The 16,513-nt window shown below is 65.3% G+C and carries 13 protein-coding genes; 3 read left to right on the top strand and 10 right to left on the bottom strand.

All coding sequences use genetic code 11. The annotated features are described in order from the left end of the window. Positions 1–27: 27 nt before the first annotated feature. The 8 genes from B5F90_RS06950 to B5F90_RS06915 form a co-directional block, all read right to left on the bottom strand. Positions 28–1,782, bottom strand: a complete 1,755-nt coding sequence (locus tag B5F90_RS06950; RefSeq protein ID WP_087362079.1) for a DUF4271 domain-containing protein — start codon at positions 1,780–1,782, stop codon at positions 28–30. Then, positions 1,779–2,972 (bottom strand): HAMP domain-containing sensor histidine kinase, encoded by a 1,194-nt coding sequence (locus B5F90_RS06945; RefSeq protein ID WP_087362078.1) that lies wholly within the window; start codon positions 2,970–2,972, stop codon positions 1,779–1,781. Before B5F90_RS06945 ends, B5F90_RS06950 begins: the two co-directional genes overlap by 4 nt. 307 nt (positions 2,973–3,279) lie before the next feature. Then, a complete protein-coding gene (locus B5F90_RS06940) occupies positions 3,280–4,920 on the bottom strand; it encodes a S41 family peptidase (protein ID WP_204229534.1) in 1,641 nt (546 codons plus the stop codon). Positions 4,921–4,948: 28 nt separating this feature from the next. Then, the gene (locus B5F90_RS06935; RefSeq protein WP_087362076.1) at positions 4,949–5,422 is read right to left on the bottom strand and encodes a hypothetical protein; all 474 of its coding nucleotides are present in this window, start codon (positions 5,420–5,422) and stop codon (positions 4,949–4,951) included. Between the two features lie 257 nt (positions 5,423–5,679). Continuing rightward, the gene (locus B5F90_RS06930; protein ID WP_087362075.1) at positions 5,680–6,621 is read right to left on the bottom strand and encodes a 4-hydroxy-3-methylbut-2-enyl diphosphate reductase; all 942 of its coding nucleotides are present in this window, start codon (positions 6,619–6,621) and stop codon (positions 5,680–5,682) included. Between the two features lie 255 nt (positions 6,622–6,876). Beyond that, complete coding sequence (gene cmk, locus B5F90_RS06925) at positions 6,877–7,617, bottom strand: (d)CMP kinase (RefSeq protein ID WP_087362074.1); 741 nt, start codon at positions 7,615–7,617, stop codon at positions 6,877–6,879. Then, complete coding sequence (locus B5F90_RS06920) at positions 7,604–8,281, bottom strand: LysE family transporter (RefSeq protein WP_087362073.1); 678 nt, start codon at positions 8,279–8,281, stop codon at positions 7,604–7,606. Before B5F90_RS06920 ends, cmk begins: the two co-directional genes overlap by 14 nt. Positions 8,282–8,809: 528 nt before the next feature. Then, positions 8,810–9,259, bottom strand: coding sequence for a cupin domain-containing protein (locus tag B5F90_RS06915; protein WP_087362072.1), 450 nt, complete (start codon positions 9,257–9,259; stop codon positions 8,810–8,812). Between the two features lie 521 nt (positions 9,260–9,780). Between B5F90_RS06915 and B5F90_RS06910 the strand changes: the two genes are divergently transcribed. Both B5F90_RS06910 and B5F90_RS06905 read left to right on the top strand, forming a co-directional pair. Beyond that, positions 9,781–10,209, top strand: coding sequence for a helix-turn-helix domain-containing protein (locus B5F90_RS06910; protein ID WP_087362071.1), 429 nt, complete (start codon positions 9,781–9,783; stop codon positions 10,207–10,209). A 114-nt stretch (positions 10,210–10,323) separates the two neighbouring features. Next, positions 10,324–10,629, top strand: coding sequence for a DUF3467 domain-containing protein (locus B5F90_RS06905; protein ID WP_087362070.1), 306 nt, complete (start codon positions 10,324–10,326; stop codon positions 10,627–10,629). A 724-nt stretch (positions 10,630–11,353) separates the two neighbouring features. Here B5F90_RS06905 and B5F90_RS06900 read toward each other — a convergent pair. Continuing rightward, positions 11,354–12,649: a folylpolyglutamate synthase/dihydrofolate synthase family protein gene (locus tag B5F90_RS06900; protein ID WP_087362069.1), complete on the bottom strand. Its 1,296-nt coding sequence runs from the start codon at positions 12,647–12,649 to the stop codon at positions 11,354–11,356. Between the two features lie 35 nt (positions 12,650–12,684). After that, positions 12,685–14,244 (bottom strand): apolipoprotein N-acyltransferase, encoded by a 1,560-nt coding sequence (gene lnt / locus B5F90_RS06895; RefSeq protein WP_087362068.1) that lies wholly within the window; start codon positions 14,242–14,244, stop codon positions 12,685–12,687. Between the two features lie 98 nt (positions 14,245–14,342). On the opposite strand from lnt, the gene B5F90_RS06890 reads away from it, so the two are divergent. Then, the gene (locus B5F90_RS06890; RefSeq protein ID WP_087362067.1) at positions 14,343–15,743 is read left to right on the top strand and encodes a Gfo/Idh/MocA family oxidoreductase; all 1,401 of its coding nucleotides are present in this window, start codon (positions 14,343–14,345) and stop codon (positions 15,741–15,743) included. Positions 15,744–16,513: the final 770 nt, after the last annotated feature.

Here is a 16,513-nt window from a genome sequence, read left to right as displayed (position 1 = left end):
CTCTAACCATTTTTATGGTTGGGCGCCCTATCTCACGACGAGCAGCCACAACAGAGTGACGGGAAAGATTTCCACGGCGCAAAGGTACAAAATCCAATGCAAAATCGAAACTTTTTTGCTGATAAAGAGCGCAAAAGTCTCCCTGAGGTACAGGAGGAACGTTATGAGCCACCCGGCCGTGAGCAGCCCCGCCCAGATGGTGTCGCTGCCGAGCGGACTGAGGGCGAAGAGGAGGATGACGGGGGCCAGGATGATGGCTCCCAGCGCGGCGTAGCCCCGTTTGATGCGGATGAGCTGCGTGGTGAATCCCGAGGTGAGGGTCACCCCGCCCACGGCGCGCAGCAGCAGGATGCCGTAGAGGTAGACGAGCAGGAAGAGGAGCCCGACACCCAGCGCCAGCAGCAGCGAGAGGGTGCTGCCGTTGCCCATGCTGAGCAGCTCCTGCGCGATGTCGGGACGGTCGCAGAGGCGCACGGCCGTGACCCCCGCCAGCAGGAATCCCAGTGCGAGGGCGATGTTCAGGAAGCGGGTGAATCCGGCGTTGCCCGACTCGTCGGAGGTGCGCTCCGAGTCGCGCCGCTCGAAGGCGACGCGGCCGACCAGGGCGCGCATGTCGCCGGGGTTGCGGTAGAGCAGCAGCCCGAAGAGGAGGGTCAGCAGCAGCACGAGCCCCTGGAAGGGGAGTTCGTCGGTGAGGCGCGGCTGCTGCTGTGCTGCGGGGCGCGGTGCGGCGAGCAGCGACTGCTGCCCGAAGAACTCCCCGGCGCCGACCGTGCGGTAGCCCTCGAGCGGGGTGCCGTCGGGCAGGTAGTGCAGCGTGGTGGCGTGCGCATAGAGCGAGTCGCCCGGCATGAAGGCGCCCAGCGGGCTCTCCCAGAGCGTGTCGGCGCCGGCAAGGCTGCCTGTAAGCGAATCGGCCTCCATGCGGAGCGAGTCGGGCATCGCTGCGGCGAGCGAATCGGGCAGCTGTGCGGCCGCCTCGGCCTGCGTTTCGGTCTGCGTTTCGGCCCGCATCCCGGCAGCGGCAGGCGATGCGGAGCCCACGGCGGCAGAGTGCCGCGCGTCGGCGGTGTGTTGTGTGGCGGTGTATCCGGCGTCGTTGTGCCGTGCGTCGGCGGCGCTTTCGGCTTGCTGAGACCCGGTTGTGTGCTGAGCTGCTGCGGAGCCGCTCTTCTGTTGTGTCCCGGCCGTCCGTTCGGTCTGCTTCCGGGCGGTGTCGGTTGCAGCGGCGTGCCCGCTCTGCTGCCCGGTGGCAGTCTCTTTGCTCCCGGCCTGCTCCGCCCGCGACCCGGTGGCGTGTTGCCGTCTGGCCGAACGTTGTGTGGCGGTGTGTCCGGCGGTATGTTGCGCCTCGTCGGCGTGTCGGGCTCCGGCTCCGGCTGTTTCGGAGGCGTGCCCCTGCCGCTCCGTCGTTCCGCTCCGGTGTGCGGCGGTTGCGTCGTTCGTCCGGTGCGTTTGGACCGTTGCGGCTCCGGCTGTGTGCAGCTGCGTTCCGGCCTCCCCGCTGCCCGCTTCGCTCCGGCCGGCCGCCTGCCGCTGCGTGTGCAGCGAATCGGTCGCCTCACGGTACGCTACGACCTCATCCCCGTACCAGAGAGCGGCTGCCTCCTGTACGGTCCCCTCCTGTACGGCTGTCCCCTGCGCGGCCCCCATCTGCACGTCCGTTCCCGGCACGGCGGCCTCCGCGTGCAGGGCGGCACCCTGCACGGAGGCCCCTTCCGAGGCGGAGCGGCCCGTTCCGCCGGCCGGAACGGGATGAAGGGTCATCGTGAGGCTTTTCATTGTTCGAAGCTGCGTTTAAGCGTGACGCGGATGGTCGTTCCCTTGCCGATTTCCGAGTCGACGACGGCAATCTTGCCGCCGTGGTACTCCTCGACGATGCGCCGCGAGAGCGAGAGGCCGAGCCCCCAGCCGCGGGTCTTGGTGGTGAAGCCCGGTTCGAAAATCCGCTTCCAGTTGCTCTTGGGGATTCCCTTGCCCGTGTCGCGCACGTCGACCATCACATACTTGTCGTCCGACGAAATGCGCACGTCGATGGCGCCGTGGCCCTGCAGCGCGTCGAGCGAGTTCTTCATCAGGTTCTCGACCACCCACTCGAAGAGCGCCGCATTGATGTTGGCCTGCACCGGGGCGATGGCCAGTCCGTTGTAGTCGAGCGTCACGTTGCGCGGGATGCGCTTGCGGAAGTACATGACCGATTCGCCCACCACCTCGTTGATGTTGGCGGGGGTGAGGGGCGTCTCGGAGCCGATTTTCGAGAAGCGGTCCACAATCTTCATCAGGTGGGCCAGGTCCTTGCCCATCTCGTCGACGGCGCTCTGGTCGACGGGCTGCGTGCGCAGGTACTCGAGCCAGCCGAGCAGCGACGAGGTGGGGGTGCCCAGCTGGTGGGCGGTCTCCTTGGCCAGACCTATCCAGACGCGGTTCTGCTCGTCGTGCTTCGTCGAGCGGAAGGCGACGAAGCCCAGCAGGATGAAGGCCGTGATGACCAGCAACTGGATGTAGGGGAAGTAGTAGAGCGACTTGAGCAGCGCCGACTGGCCGTAGAAGATGATGTGGTAGTGGTCGCTCGACCACCAGTAGCGAATCTGCACCGGCGGGTTCTCGTCGGTGAAGCGGTCAATCTGGCGGCGGAGCTTGTCGGGGTGGTCCAGAATCTCGTCGGGCACCAGGTGCGAGTAGTGCACCTTGAGGTTCTCGTCGGTGATGATGAAGGGGATGTTGTTGCTGTTGTTGATGATGTCCTGGATGAGGGGGTCCTGCAGCGAGTTGCCCATCACGTCGCGGTTGGCGCGCTCCATGGCGTGGGTCCAGAGCACGACGTCGTGCTGCTCCTTCTCCTTGAGGCGCTGGGCCATCTTGTTGGTGTAGAGCAGCGAAAGCACCCCCAGCGCCAGGCCGACGAAGATGACGACCACGCGGTTGCGGAACGAAAAGTTGCGGAACGATAATATGTTGCGTCCGAATTTCATCTCTTTTCCTTCGGTTTTTGCTCCTTTGTTTGCGGACCACGGCTGCAGCCTCCCGGTTGCGGGCGGTTTGGTTGCGGTGGGTCCTGCTCAGCGGCCACCGGATTGCGGGCCCCTGTGCTGCGGGCGGCCCGGTTCAACATCTCCTCCGGGTTGCGGGCGGTCCGGTCTCTATCCGTCTGTCCGGCACCCCTCTGTCCGGCACCCCTCTGTCCGGCACCCCTCCGTCCGGCGCCCGTTTGTCCGGTGCCCTACGTCCGGACCCCTTCAGCAGCCCCCTTGGCGGCCCCCCCCCTTGCGGGCCGGGGCGCTATTTGCGGGCGGTGTCCTGCTCGCGGGTGATGCGGCGGTACTCGTCGGGCGAGGAGAGCACCTCGACGGCGCGCTGCACCTCGGCATCCTGCGGCAGGGCGTGCTCGATGACCCCCTGCGCATAGGCGTAGCGCAGGATGATTTCGTTCTCGAGCGTGCGGACAATCTCCTGGCGGTAGGTCTCCAGATTGGTCTGCGTGTCGTCGCGGACCTCCTGCTCGAGTCGGGCCAGATGGTTGTCGAGCTCCGTGTAGCGCTCCTCCTCGGCCGCCTTGCGCAGCCGTTCGAGCGCGCGGCGCGTCTCCGACTCGTAGGGCACCTTCTTGTCCTTCATGAAGTCGGCGAAGCGGTCGTAGGTGGCCGAGTCGAGCGCGAACTCCATCAGGTGGAAGGGCTCCCCGGCGTGGCTGCGCATGTAGTCGTCGACGAAGTCCTCGACGAAGCCCAGCGCATAGAGCGTCGCCGCGAAGCGGCTGATGTACTCGGGTTCGGTGCGGATGTCGGGCATGATGCCCCCGCCGTCGTAGACCTTGCGGCCGGCGGCGGTCCTGAACTCGCGGATGAGCGAGTCGGGGACGCTCTTCACCTCACCCTGCTGCGAATGGGAGTAGTCGATGGCCTGGATGCAGCGCCCCGAGGGGATGTAGTACTTGGCCGTCGTCAGCTTGAGGTAGGCGTTGTAGCCCAGCGGGCGGGTCGACTGCACGAGCCCCTTGCCGAAGCTCTTCTGTCCGATGAGCACCGCGCGGTCGAGGTCCTGCAGCGCACCCGATACAATCTCGGCGGCCGAGGCCGTGTTGCCGTTGACGAGCACCGCCAGCGGCAGCTCCGCAAGGATGGGCTCCGACTGCGTGCGGTAGCTCTTCTGCTCGGTGCGGCCGTGCGTGGCGACCACCTCGGTCCCCTTGGGGACGAACATCGAGAGAATCTTCACCGCCTCCTGCATGATGCCGCCGCCGTTGCCGCGGTAGTCGAGCACCAGCCCCCGCAGGTTGCCCTCCGCACGCAGCCGTTCGACGGCCGCGCGCACCTCCTCGTAGCACCCGTCGGTGAAGTCGCTGTGCTGGATGTAGCCAATCGAGTCGTTGAGCCAGCCGGCGTAGGGGACGGCCGGGATGGCAATCCGCTCGCGGCGGAGCGTCACCTCCTCGCGGCGGCCGTCGAGCAGCCGCTCGACGGTGACCCGTACCGTCGAGCCGGGGGCGCCCTTGAGCCGTGCGCTCACCTTGTCGGTGGTGAAGCCGCGGGCATCCTCGCCGTCGATGGCCACAATGCGGTCGCCGATTTTCAGCCCGGCGCGGTCGGCCGGCGAATCCTTGTAGGGCTGAGCGATGATGACGTAGTCGCCCTTCTGGCGGATGAGGGCGCCCACGCCGCCGTACTTGCCCGTGGTGAGCAGCTCGAAGGAGGACATCCGCTCCTCGGGCATGTACTCGGTATAGGGGTCCAGGTCGCTGACCATCCCCTCGGCGGCCCCCTCCATCAGACGGTCGGGGTCGACCTCGTCGACGTAGTAGAGCGACAGCTCGCGCATCATGTTGACGGCGATTTCGATGTTGCGCCCCAGACCGAAGTCGTTGCGCTTGCCCCAGAGCAGCGCGCCGAAGCCGACGACCAGGATGGCCGCCGCGGCGAGCATGCGCAGGCTGTTTCTCTTCAGGATGTTTCTATTCATACTTGCTTTGTTCAATGTAGGAGTCGAGCCGGTAGGCGGCGCGGGCCACACCGCGGCGGATGCCCTCGAGGCGGACCCATTGTCCGTACTGCGAGACGCGGATTTCATCCTCGCCCAGCATGAGCAGCCGTCGCCACAGGGTGCTGGCGCGGAACATCATCACCCCCTCCTGCTCGTCGACGAGCTTGAAGCCCGAGCTGTGCAGGGCGTTGACAATCTGCTGGCGGTTCTCCTCCAGGTCGCCCTCGACGTCGCGGACGATGAATCCGAAACGGGGGTAGTAGAAGAAGGCCAGCACGAGGATGACCGCCGGCAGCAGCAGTCCGCGCGGCGTGTGGAACATGACGTAGAGCGTCTGCGAGAAGCTCAGCGTCGCGCCGTAGAGCTGGTTCAGGAGCATGATTGCCGCACATAGAACGCAGAGGGCGACGAAATATTTTACCGCACGGATGAGATAACGTTTCATGGTATGGTTGTTTTTCGGTTGTTTCTTCAGGTGTTTTTCCGGCTCGGCCGGTCGGGCCGGTTTTGTTTTGTCTCGGTTCTCTCCGGCTCGGCCGGGTTCGGTTCGGGCTGTTTTGTCTTGTCTTTGCTTTCTCCGGTTTGATTCGGTCGGGCCGGTTTGTCTTGTCCTGTTTCGGCCTGTTTCGGCTTTGTCCGTTTGCTCCGGCCCGGCTTTATCTTGCTCCGGGCTGCCGGAACGGATGTTGCGGCGGCCGGCGGCTATGCCTCCCCGGAGCCTCCGTGCTCCGCAGCCGCTGAGGCGGCCTTTTCTTGTTCTTGTCCGGCGCCCTTCTTTTGTCCGGCGGCGAGCTGACCGACGGCCCCGGCCACCTGCTGCATGAGCCAGCGGGGGGTCGACGTGGCACCGCAGATGCCTACCGAGGCGGCTCCGGCGAGCCACTCGGGGCGGATTTCGGAGGCCTCCTCGATGGTGTGGGTGCGGGGGTTGGCGCTGCGGCACACCTCGTAGAGCACCTTGCCGTTGGACGATTTGCGGCCGCAGACGAAGAGCACCACGTCGAAGCGGCGGGCGAAGGCCTCGAGATGCTGCTCGCGGTTCGAGACCTGGCGGCAGATGGTGTCGATGACCTCCACACGGCCGGGGTCGGCGGCGCGGCGGCGCATCTCGGCGGCCAGATGCTCGAAGAGGGCGATGCTCTGGGTGGTCTGCGAGAGGAAGATGATGGGCCGCGTGAAGTCGAGCTGGTCGAGGTCCTCCTCGCGTTCGATGACCGTCGTGGGCTCCTCGACCTGGCCGGTGAGCCCCACCACCTCGGCGTGGCCCCGCTTGCCGAGGATGACCACCTGGCCCCCCACGGGGCGCATCTTCTCGTGGGCGCGCACGACGCGCTCCTGCAGCCGCGCCACTACGGGGCAGGTGGCGTCGATAAGCTCGATGCCCAGCCGCTGCGCCTCGCGGTAGGTGGTCGGCGGCTCGCCGTGGGCACGGATGAAGAGGCGCTTGCCCTCGAGACGGGGCATCTCCTCGTGGGTGACGGTCCGCAGCCCCAGCTGCTCGAGGCGCTGCACCTCGATGCGGTTGTGTACGATGTCGCCCAGCGAATAGACGCGGCCGCCTCCGGCGAGGGCCTTCTCGGCCTCCGTGATGGCCCGGACCACGCCGAAGCAGAAGCCCGATTTATCGTCGATTTCGATGTTCATCTTTCGTCAGCATTTTTTTGCCCCTTGCCGGAGGGGCTCTTCCCGGGTTCCTTCAGGGAGCCCCGGGCTTTCCCGGCGGCTGTTTTCCGGGACGGTTTTCCGGAACCTCTTCCCCGAAGCCTTCGCCGATGTCCGCGGCCCTGCGGTTCCTCGGTTCTATGGTCCTTCGGTCCCTTGGTTCCACGGTCCCTTGGTTCCACGGCCCCTCGGTTTCTTGGTTCTACGTCCCCCCTCGGCCCCGCGGCGGGCCTCCGGCTATTGCTGCTGCTCCGTCTGCCTGCCCTCCTGCGCACGCATGCGTTCGCGCAGTTGGCGGAGCTGCTCCATGAACCAATCCATCTGTTCGTCGACGGTCATGTGGCTGTTGTCCAGCACGATGGCATCTTCGGCCTGGCGCAGCGGCGAGACGGCGCGGCTCATGTCGGCCTTGTCGCGCGAGCGGACGTTCTGCTCAATCTCCTCGAGCGTGACGTTGTCGCCCTTCGCGCGCAGCTCCTCGTAGCGGCGCAGGGCGCGCACGTGGGGGTCGGCCGTCATGAAGAGCTTCATCTCGGCGTGGGGGAAGACCACCGTGCCGATGTCGCGGCCGTCCATGACCACCCCCTTGCGGCGTCCCATCTCCTGCTGCATGGCCACCAGCTTGTGACGCACGGCGGGGATGGCGCTCACGTGGCTCACGCAGTTCGAGACCTCGATGGTGCGGATTTTGCCCTCGACCAGGTCGCCGTTGACGTAGATGTCGCTCGCCCCGCGGTCGGGGTTGAAGCGGAAGGTGATGGAGATGCGGTCGAGCAGCCCGACCACCGCCTCCTCGTCGACCATACCCGAGCGGATGGCCCCGTGCTCAAGCGCATAGAGCGTCACGGCACGGTACATGGCGCCCGTGTCGATGAAGATGTAGCCCAGACGGCGGGCAATGGCCTTGGCGAAGGTGCTCTTGCCGCACGACGAGAAGCCGTCGACGGCGATTATGATTTTCTGTTCAGTGTCCGACATTGGGGAATATGTCAAAAAAGGTGGATAGAATCGTGTAGATGCCCAGCAGACCGATGATGAGGCCGGCCACGTGGTTGATGGTGAGCATGTGGCGCGGACGGAAGCGGCGGCGGAAGAGGTTGATGACGCAGGCCAGCAGCGTCCACCAGGCGCAGGCGCCGCAGAAGAAGCCGAAGATGACGAAAATCGCGCGCGAGATGCCCGCCACGTCGTTGCCGCCCACGTCGCTGCTCGAGACCTTGAAGGCGGCGAAGAAGGCCAGGATGTAGGGAATCACCATGATGAAGTTGGCGATGGTGATGCCGAAAATCGAGGCGAAGTCCTGCCACAGGCTGCTCCGCCCGACGCGGTTGCGGCGAATCTGCGGCACGGGGTTCTGGGCGAAGATGTAGACGCCGACCACCACCACGAAGATGCCGCCGATGACCCGCAGCAGGGTGTTGTACTGCTCGATTTGGGTCTGCAGCATGGAGTAGAAGAAGAAGGCGACGATGGCCATGAAGCTGTCGGCGCAGGCCACGCCGATGCCCGATACGATACCTGAGCGGCGGCTCTTCGAGAGCGTGCGCTGGATGCAGAGTACGGCGACGGGGCCGACGGTGATGGAGGCGGCGATGCCGACGCAGATGCCTCGGAACAAAACTTCAATAATCTCGAATCCCATGTCCGTTCATCGGGTTTTAGGGAGCAAAGATAGGCAAAAAAAGTGATGCGGCCTACGGCCGGCGGAGTTTTTCGCCGAAACGGACAGCAAAGCGGCGGAGGCGGCTGGCGGTGAGGTTGCGGTGCGGTCGGGCGCGGAGGTGCCGGGCTGCCGGCAGTGCATGGTGCGGTGTGTTTGGCCGCTCACGATACATCTTGTGCCGGGGGCTGTTGCCGGAGAGGGACGGTGCCTTTCGCGACCCGCAAAAAAATCCGGCAACCGCTGCTAACGGTTGTCGGATTTCTGCACCCTTGCCGGACGCCTTCGCCCGGCCTTTTGGCATATGTTCGGGAGGCGGGCAGTGCGGACTTTCCGCCTTCGTACTGCCATTCCGCCCGGCTTTGCGCCGTCGGGGAAGGTGTGGTCGATTATTGTTCTGCCGCGCCGTCCGGCTCTGTGTTGCCGCGCGCAGGCTGGCCGGTTGTTGTGCTGCCGCGCTGCCCGGTTTCGTGCCGCCGGAGTGTGGCGGCACGGCTACCCGGCGGTCGGTTACCAGCGTACGGGCTCCTGGAGGATGTTGCCGTCGGTGGCATCCTCGGCCGTGAAGGTGCCGCCGCGGTACTGGACGCAGAGCATCATCAGCGGCTCGCTGCCGTTGTTGCGGACCGAGCGGCGTCCCTCCGGCGCCACGCGTACCACGCTCCCTTCGCCTACGGGGAAGCACTCGCCGTCGACCTGGAACTCGCCCCGTCCGCTCAGGAAGAAGTAGAGCTCCTCGTGGGTGCGGTGCGTGTGCAGGAAGCCGGTCTCGGTGCCGGGAGCAAAGCTCTGGAAGGAGAACTCGGCGCCCGTGGCCCCTACGGCAGCACCTCCGAAAACCTTGCCCGGCAGCTCGACGCCCGGAGCCAGCTGCAGCCGGTATTCGCCCAGTTGGGCCATCTTGCCTGCATCGACGGCGGTGAAGTGTTCGCCCGCCGCAATCTTTTCCATCTGTTTCATAGTCGTATTTTTTTGTGTGGTTTTGTTCGTTCGCGGTGCTGGACCCCGGTGCGGAGCAGCTCCGTCGTTTTCGGATGGCGTCCCGATGTTTTCCGATGTCTGTTGCCGTCTTTTTAAGGCGCCGGTTTGCTCCGGTTGTTTCCCGGCTCTCCCGGCGGCCCTTCTCCGGCTGCTTTCCGGTCCTTCCTGTCGGCGCCTCCGGTTTGGCTCCCGGTGGCTCCCGGTGGCTTCCCGGTTCGCTCCGGCTCTCCCCGGCTCCTCCCCGATGCTCTCTTTCCGGGCGCCTTCCTCTTCGGAAAACGGCCGGTCGTTTCGTCGGAATCCGTGTGCAAAGATAGTGTATCCCCATGCTGTTTGTCAAGAAGTTACACGCAGGTAACCCGGTAACCTTTCGCTCGGTTTTGCTGAAAATGACCGCTTTGCGGAACCGAAAAAAATGCAAAAAAATCTCCGTTCCTGTTGCCGGTCTGTCGTTTTTACAGTTACTTTGCAAAAGAGAGCAACTTTATTTTGCATATCGTATGGGCAAAACGTCAAAAAACGCGGAAAAGAGGGCGCCTCGGGCGAAAAATTCGCTGGTCGAGCTCTGCCCCGTGCGCAACATCGTCGCCCGCTTCGGCAACAAGTGGTCGCTGCTCGTCATCCTGCTGCTCGACGAGAACGGCGTGCTGCGCTTCAACGAACTGAGCCGGCTGATTCCCGACGTCTCGTCGCGGGTGCTGTCGGGGACGCTCCGCATGCTCGAGGCCGACGGGCTGGTCGACCGGCAGGTCTACCCGGTCGTGCCGCCGCGTGTGGAGTACCGGCTGACCGCCTCGGGGCAGTCGCTCGTGCCGCTGATTGCCCAGCTCACGCAGTGGGCTCTGGCGCACATGGAGGAGATTGTCTCCCACCGTCGCCGCTACGAATCGGCACACGCCGCCGGTGCGGAGACCCCGTCCGGACGATAACGGCCCGGGAGGCTGTTGCAAAGGGTCTCGCTGTTGATAATTTATCGAAAACTTTGGCGGAAAATTTGCCTCAAAAAGCGGGGAATCGGCTATTTTTGTAAAAAACCGTGTAGTATGGCAGAGATGAAACAATTCGGCCTCGACATCGAACTCGACGAGGCGGTGGCGCAGGGCAACTACTCCAATCTGGTTATCATATCCCACTCCACTTCGGAATTTATCCTCGATTTTGCGACGATGCTCCCCGGTCTGCAGAAGGCGCGGGTGAAGAGCCGCATCATCCTCACCCCCGAGCATGCCAAGCGGCTGCTCCTCTCGCTGCAGGACAACATCGTCCGCTACGAGAGCAACGTGGGGAAAATCGAGATTCCCCGGCCGCAGTCGGTTCCCGAGTCGGGTCCCAAGATGGGTCAGGCCTGAGGCCGGACGGGGCCGGGGGGGCGGAGCTGGAGACCGGAACTGGGGTGCGAAACAGGGAACGGGACTGGGGCTGGAACGTGATGGAGTGTTGCGTTCCGGTACTGCCGGGTGTCTTCCGACCCTGTCGGTTCTTGTGGCGCCACGGTGGTACAAACCGGAGCCAAAGCCGGGCGAGTGGTTGGAGCGCTGCGATGGTTCCGACTGCGGTGTAGCAGGTCTGATACTGTGGCTCTTCGTATGTTCTTCCCGTTGGTCGGAGACGTATGCGTTTTGCCCGCAAAAAGCCCGGCTGAGGAAGGTCGCATCTGCTTTGTATTCGCAAAAAAATTCGCGCGTTTGGCCTTCTCGGGTTGCCCTTCGATTGTGCCAATCGCCTCTCTCTGTTGTTTCCGCTTGCCGCTCCGGCTGTCACGGTTGTCTCTCCGTTTGCTCCGGGTCTTCTATTCTGTCTTTCCTGATTGGTCCCGGCCGGAGGAGGTTGCCTCTCGACGAATGAAAAATGCGCCGCTCTGCATGTGCAGGGCGGCGCATAATTGTTATCGGCGCATGGTTGTCCGCAGCGCGTGGTTTCAGTGGCGTATAATGCTCAGCGATGCGTGATTGTCAGCGGGTTGCAGCTTTGTCGTCGGCCCCGTCGGAATAGGGTTGCATCCTCGACGGATGCCCCCGGCGGAACCGGGTTGTATCCTCTGCGGTGCGGCCCCGTCAGAATCGGGGTGCAGCCTCAGAGCGCCTCGCCGACCACGTAGGTGCTGCCTCCGATGAAAATCATGTCGTCGGGGCCGGCCAGCTCGCGGGCGCGGGCCACGGCCTGCTGGACGTCGGCAACCACCTCGCCCTGCAGTCCGAATGCGGCGGCACGCTCGGCCAGCTCCGCAGCCGGAATCGCCCGGTGGGTCTTCGCCTGCGTGAAGATGTAGTGGGCGTCGGCGTGCAGCAGCGGGAACATGTGGGCCAGGTCCTTGTCGTTCACCACGCCCAGCACGCAGTAGAGGTGGGCGTAGTCGCGGCTCAGACGGCGCAGCTGCTCGCCCACATAGGCCATGCCGTGGGCGTTGTGGCCCGTGTCGCAGATGACGAGCGGCTTCTCGCCGAGCTTCTGCCAGCGGCCGCGCAGCGAGGTGTGGGCCGCGGCGTCGCGCGTCCCCTCGAGGAAGGCGCGGCGGCTGATGGTCAGCGGCGTCTCCTGGTGGAGGAAGTCGATGGCCGCCGTGGCCGTGATGATGTTGTGGCGCTGGTAGTCGCCCGCCAGGTCGAGCAGCAACTCGAAGTCGTGGTTGTCGCGCGTGCGGTGGAGGTGGAAGAGCTGCCGTTCGCCGGCCGGCTCCTGACCCGTGCAGGTGAAGAGCTCCTCGGCGTGGAGCAGCTTCGACTTGTTGGCGGCAGCCACCTCGGCAAAGACGGGGTCGCACCGCTCGTCGTGCTCGCCGATGATGACCGGGATGCTCTTCTTGATGATGCCGGCCTTCTCGGCGGCAATCTTCTCGGGGGTGTCGCCCAGCAGCGCCGTATGCTCCATGCCGATGTTGGTGATGATGCTCAGAATCGGCACGATGATGTTCGTGGCGTCGAGCCGTCCGCCGAGCCCCGTCTCGATGACGGCCACCTCGACGTCGCTCTGCGCGAAGTAGTCGAAGGCCAGCGCGGCGGTCATCTCGAAGAACGAGAGCCCCAGTTCGACCATGCGGTCGTGGTGCTTGTCGACGAAGTTGACCACCTTCTGCTTGGGAATCATCTCGCCGTCGACGCGGATGCGTTCGCGGAAGTCCTGCAGGTGGGGCGAGGTGAAGAGTCCCGTGCGGTAGCCCGCCTGCTGGAGCACCGAGGCGATGATGTGCGAGACGGAGCCCTTGCCGTTGGTTCCGGCCACGTGGATGGTGAAGAAGTTGCGCTGGGGGTTGCCCAGATGGCGGCAGAAGGCCGCGATGCGTTCCAGCCCCGGCTTGTAGGCCGTCGCTCCTGCGGTCTCGTAGGCCGGTAGCGACGAAAAGAGAAATTCGAGCGTTTGGGAATAGTTCATATCGTTTCGGGAGAGATTTGTCGTGTGGTGCAGCCTCAGTCTACGAGGTAGTTGCGTTTGCGGACGCGGTAGGCGACGTAGTAGAGCACGCAGAGCAGCGCCACGTATTGGGCGATGCGGGCGATGTAGTCGCCATAGCGGGTGTAGAAGGTGAGGCGGTCGTTGAGGGCCACCTCGTCGGTGAGCGTTCCGCGCTCCTGCCAGCCGAGGGTCCGCCCGATGTCGCCCCGCGCCGTGATGAAGCCCGACATGCCGGTGTTGGCCGCGCGGGCCACGGCGCGGCGGTGCTCGACGGCGCGCAGTCGCGAGATGGTGAACAGGTGGCGGTAGCCGGGCGTGTCGCCCCACCAGCCGTCGTTCGAGATGATGAAGAACGCCCGGGCTCCGTGGCGGACAAACTCGCCGCAGAAGTCACCGTAGAGCCCCTCGTAGCAGATGGGGGCGGCCGTCCGCAGGCCGTTGTGTTCGAAGACGGGGCCCGGCCGTCCGATGCCGATTTGCCCCAGCGTGCCCCCCAGGTCGATGACCAGGAACTTCAGCACGTCGAAGACCCACGTGGGGGTGTTCTCCACGCCGATGACCAGCCGTCCCTTGTGGTGGAGCTGCACGCCGCCCGTCGAGTCAATCCCCAGCGCCGTGTTGTAGATGTCGATGTAGCCGCCACCCTCATAGGGTCGCGCCGTCTCGGACTGCGTCCCGGCGGGGTAGTGGCGCAGCGTGTTGGCCCCCGTGATGAGCATCGCCCCCGACTGCCGCTCGCGCAGCAGCGCGGCGAAGCGCTGCACGGGGTCGGATGCACGGAGCGACGACTCCCACCAGTAGCCCGGCACGGCGGTCTCGGGCAGCAGGATGTAGTCGGCGTCGGCGGGAGCTTCGCCCGCCAGTTCGAGCAGGTTCTCCATCTGCTGCCGTTCGGTGCCGGCGGCGAACTTGTCGTAGCAGTCGACGTTGGGCTGCACGAGCGTCACGCGCGCCCGGGCCTCGGGCTCCTCGTAGCCCGCATAGAGCCCCAGCGAGAGGAGCATCGGCAGGAGCACGGCGGCGGCCGTCGTGAGCGCCCGCCGGCGCGAGGGGCTGCGCAGCGTCTCGAAGAGGAGGATGTTGACGAGCAGCACCCAGAGCGAGCCTCCGAAGACGCCCGTGTATTCGTACCACTGCACCAGGCGGATGTCGTGCGAGAAGCCGTTGCCCAGGATGAGCCACGGCCACGAGAACTCCCCGGTCGTGTACCAGTATTCGGTGGTGAGCCACCCGGCGACGAGCAGCGTGTAGGCCAGTGCCTTCGGCGCCCGTTTCGAGACGGTATGGAAGGCCATGAAGGCGAGCATGTTGAGGAATGTCGAGGCGAGCGTTGCGGCGATGGGGCCCACCGGCGTGGCGTTCCAAATCCACCAGACGGTCATCGCATTCCAGAGCACGAAGGTGAGCAGCGCCCAGCCGAACATGCCCCACCAGGCGCGGCGCGAGCCGTCGCGCTCGGCGCTGAGCCAGAGCAGCGGGACGAAGGCCACCAGCAGCGTGAGGCCCGTCATGCCGAGCCATCCCGTCGAGAGGAGGAGTGCGGAGAGAATTGCCGCCGCGAATTTTCGGAGCATGTGTGTCGTTTTAACGAGCACAAAAGTAGTCAAAGCAACCGAGAATTTCAAAATAATCCCTATTTTTGTATCATAACGACAACCAAAAACTCTTGCCTATGAAGAACTTCGCATGGATGGGGCTGGTGCTCTGCGCGCTGCTTGCCCTGAGCGGCTGCACGTCGCCGCACGAAGGGTACCGTATCGAGGAGGGGGTGCTCGTCTTCGACACGCCGCCCCGCGAGCCGGGCCAGCAGTCGGTGCTCGGTCTGGCGGTGGAGCCCATCCCCGTGGTGCGGGTGGGGTTCATCGGTCTGGGCATGCGCGGTCCGGGGGCCGTCGAGCGCTTCACCCATCTGGACAGCGTGCGGATTGTCGCCCTGTGCGACCTCTACCCCGAGCGTGTGGCCTCCGCGCAGCGGATTCTTGCGGAGCGGGGGCTCCCCGCGGCGGCCGAATACAGCGGCGAGGAGGGGTGGAAGGAGCTCTGCCGGCGCGACGACATCGACCTGGTCTACATCTGCACGCCGTGGCAGCTCCACGTCCCGATGGCGGTCTACGCCATGGAGCAGGGCAAGCATGTGGCCGTCGAGGTGCCGGCCGCCACGTCGCTCGAGGAGTGCTGGCAGCTGGTCAACACGGCCGAGAAGCGGCAGCGCCACTGCATGATGCTCGAGAACTGCGTCTATGACTTCTTCGAGCTCACGACGCTCAACATGGCGCAGCACGGGCTCTTCGGCGAGCTGCTCGAGGCCGAGGGGGCCTACATCCACAACCTCGAACCCTTCTGGGACTACTACCAGGGCAACTGGCGCCTCGAATTCAACCGCACCCACCGCGGCGACGTCTACGCCACCCACGGACTGGGGCCCGTCTGCCAGCTCTTCGACATCCACCGCGGCGACCGCATGCGCTACCTGGTGGCGATGGACACCCCCTCGGTCAACGGCCTCAAACTGGCCCGCGAAAAGACGGGTGCCGACTCGTTCGCCAACGGCGACCACACGCTGACGCTCATCAGGACCGAGCGCGGCCGCGTCATCCACCTCCAGCACAACGTCTACACGCCGCGTCCCTACAGCCGCATGTACTCCGTCACGGGGAGCGAGGGCTATGCGAGCAAGTATCCCGTCGAGGGGTACGCCTTCCGTCCGGCGCAGCTCTTCGGGGCGGGGGTTCCCGACCTTGAGAACCTGAGCGAACACGCGTTCCTGCCCGATGCGGCGCGCGAGGCGCTCATGCGGCGCTACGAGCACCCCATAGCGGCCGAAATCGCCGGGAAGGCGAAGCAGGTGGGGGGCCACGGCGGCATGGACTTCATCATGGACTACCGGCTGGTCTACTGTCTGCGCCACGGGCTTCCGCTCGACCAGGATGTCTACGATGCGGCCGAGTGGTCCTGCATCGGGGCGCTGACGGCCGCCTCGCTCGAGCGGAACAGCATGCCGGTGGCCGTGCCCGACTTCACGCGGGGCGACTGGAACAAGGTCGACGGCTACCGCCACGCCATGGCCCGCTGACCCGCCGGCTTTCTGACCCGCCGGCCTGCCGATTGCTGCCCGCAGATGCGCCGCCTCACCGCTCTGCTGCCCCGCCGGCCGGAGTGTTTGATTTGTCCGTCGTGGCATGCCGGCCCGCAGACCCGCCGGCCGGAGTGTTTGATTCGCCAGGTCGTGGCATGCCGGCCCGCCGATTGCCGGCCCGCCGATTGCCGGCCTGCTGATTGCTGCCCGCCGACGCGCCGCCTCACCGGTCTGCCGACGCGCCGCCTCACCGCACCTCTGCCCCGCCGCCCGGGGGCGGGCTGAGCCTGCAGAAGTGGGGGCGGAGAAGTGTTCGTTTTGTCTCTTCCCGGAGGCTGCCGCAGGGCGGTTGCGGAGCCTTGGAGGGCGGAGGTTCGGTTTTTTGGCGAAATCGTTCGCCCGTTGTGTTTGATAATTAGATTTTTTTGGGATTATTTCCTACCTTTGCGGCTTCGTCGTCGCGCCGGCTCTGCGCAGCCCCCCTCCGCACGGCATCGGAATGGGGTGCCGGAGAGCCTCCGGCCGCCTTCCCGGCCGTCCGGTAAAAGGCTCCGTACGGTTGTCGTGTTGAGGCGCCTGAAGAAGGCCTGGACGCAGGGGTGGAAGGACTCCGCCCGGCCGCCGGAGAAAGACCTCGGAGGCAGGGGTAGAAGAACTCCGCCCGGCCGCCCGGTTGGTGCGCGGATGTGGAATTTTTCCACGAAGGTGTGGCGCGCTCCCCACCCTCGGGGTGTCGCCCGGATGCGGCCCAGAAGGCTGCCCGAGAG

This window comes from Alistipes sp. An31A, from assembly GCF_002159425.1.
Taxonomy (GTDB): domain Bacteria; phylum Bacteroidota; class Bacteroidia; order Bacteroidales; family Rikenellaceae; genus Alistipes; species Alistipes excrementigallinarum.
The sequence above is the reverse complement of the archived record's forward strand: the minus strand, read 5'-3'. Positions and strand labels throughout refer to the sequence as shown.

Coding starts and splice junctions, on each gene's coding strand:
- cmk (WP_087362074.1), bottom strand. CDS start 7,617: ATGTCGGACACTGAACAGAAAATCATAATCGCCGTCGACGGCTTCTCG.
- B5F90_RS06935 (WP_087362076.1), bottom strand. CDS start 5,422: ATGAAACGTTATCTCATCCGTGCGGTAAAATATTTCGTCGCCCTCTGC.
- B5F90_RS06915 (WP_087362072.1), bottom strand. CDS start 9,259: ATGAAACAGATGGAAAAGATTGCGGCGGGCGAACACTTCACCGCCGTC.
- B5F90_RS06910 (WP_087362071.1), top strand. CDS start 9,781: ATGGGCAAAACGTCAAAAAACGCGGAAAAGAGGGCGCCTCGGGCGAAA.
- B5F90_RS06940 (WP_204229534.1), bottom strand. CDS start 4,920: ATGCTCGCCGCGGCGGCCATCCTGGTCGTCGGCTTCGGCGCGCTGCTC.
- B5F90_RS06950 (WP_087362079.1), bottom strand. CDS start 1,782: ATGAAAAGCCTCACGATGACCCTTCATCCCGTTCCGGCCGGCGGAACG.
- lnt (WP_087362068.1), bottom strand. CDS start 14,244: ATGCTCCGAAAATTCGCGGCGGCAATTCTCTCCGCACTCCTCCTCTCG.
- B5F90_RS06920 (WP_087362073.1), bottom strand. CDS start 8,281: ATGGGATTCGAGATTATTGAAGTTTTGTTCCGAGGCATCTGCGTCGGC.
- B5F90_RS06905 (WP_087362070.1), top strand. CDS start 10,324: ATGGCAGAGATGAAACAATTCGGCCTCGACATCGAACTCGACGAGGCG.
- B5F90_RS06945 (WP_087362078.1), bottom strand. CDS start 2,972: ATGAAATTCGGACGCAACATATTATCGTTCCGCAACTTTTCGTTCCGC.
- B5F90_RS06890 (WP_087362067.1), top strand. CDS start 14,343: ATGAAGAACTTCGCATGGATGGGGCTGGTGCTCTGCGCGCTGCTTGCC.
- B5F90_RS06900 (WP_087362069.1), bottom strand. CDS start 12,649: ATGAACTATTCCCAAACGCTCGAATTTCTCTTTTCGTCGCTACCGGCC.
- B5F90_RS06930 (WP_087362075.1), bottom strand. CDS start 6,621: ATGAACATCGAAATCGACGATAAATCGGGCTTCTGCTTCGGCGTGGTC.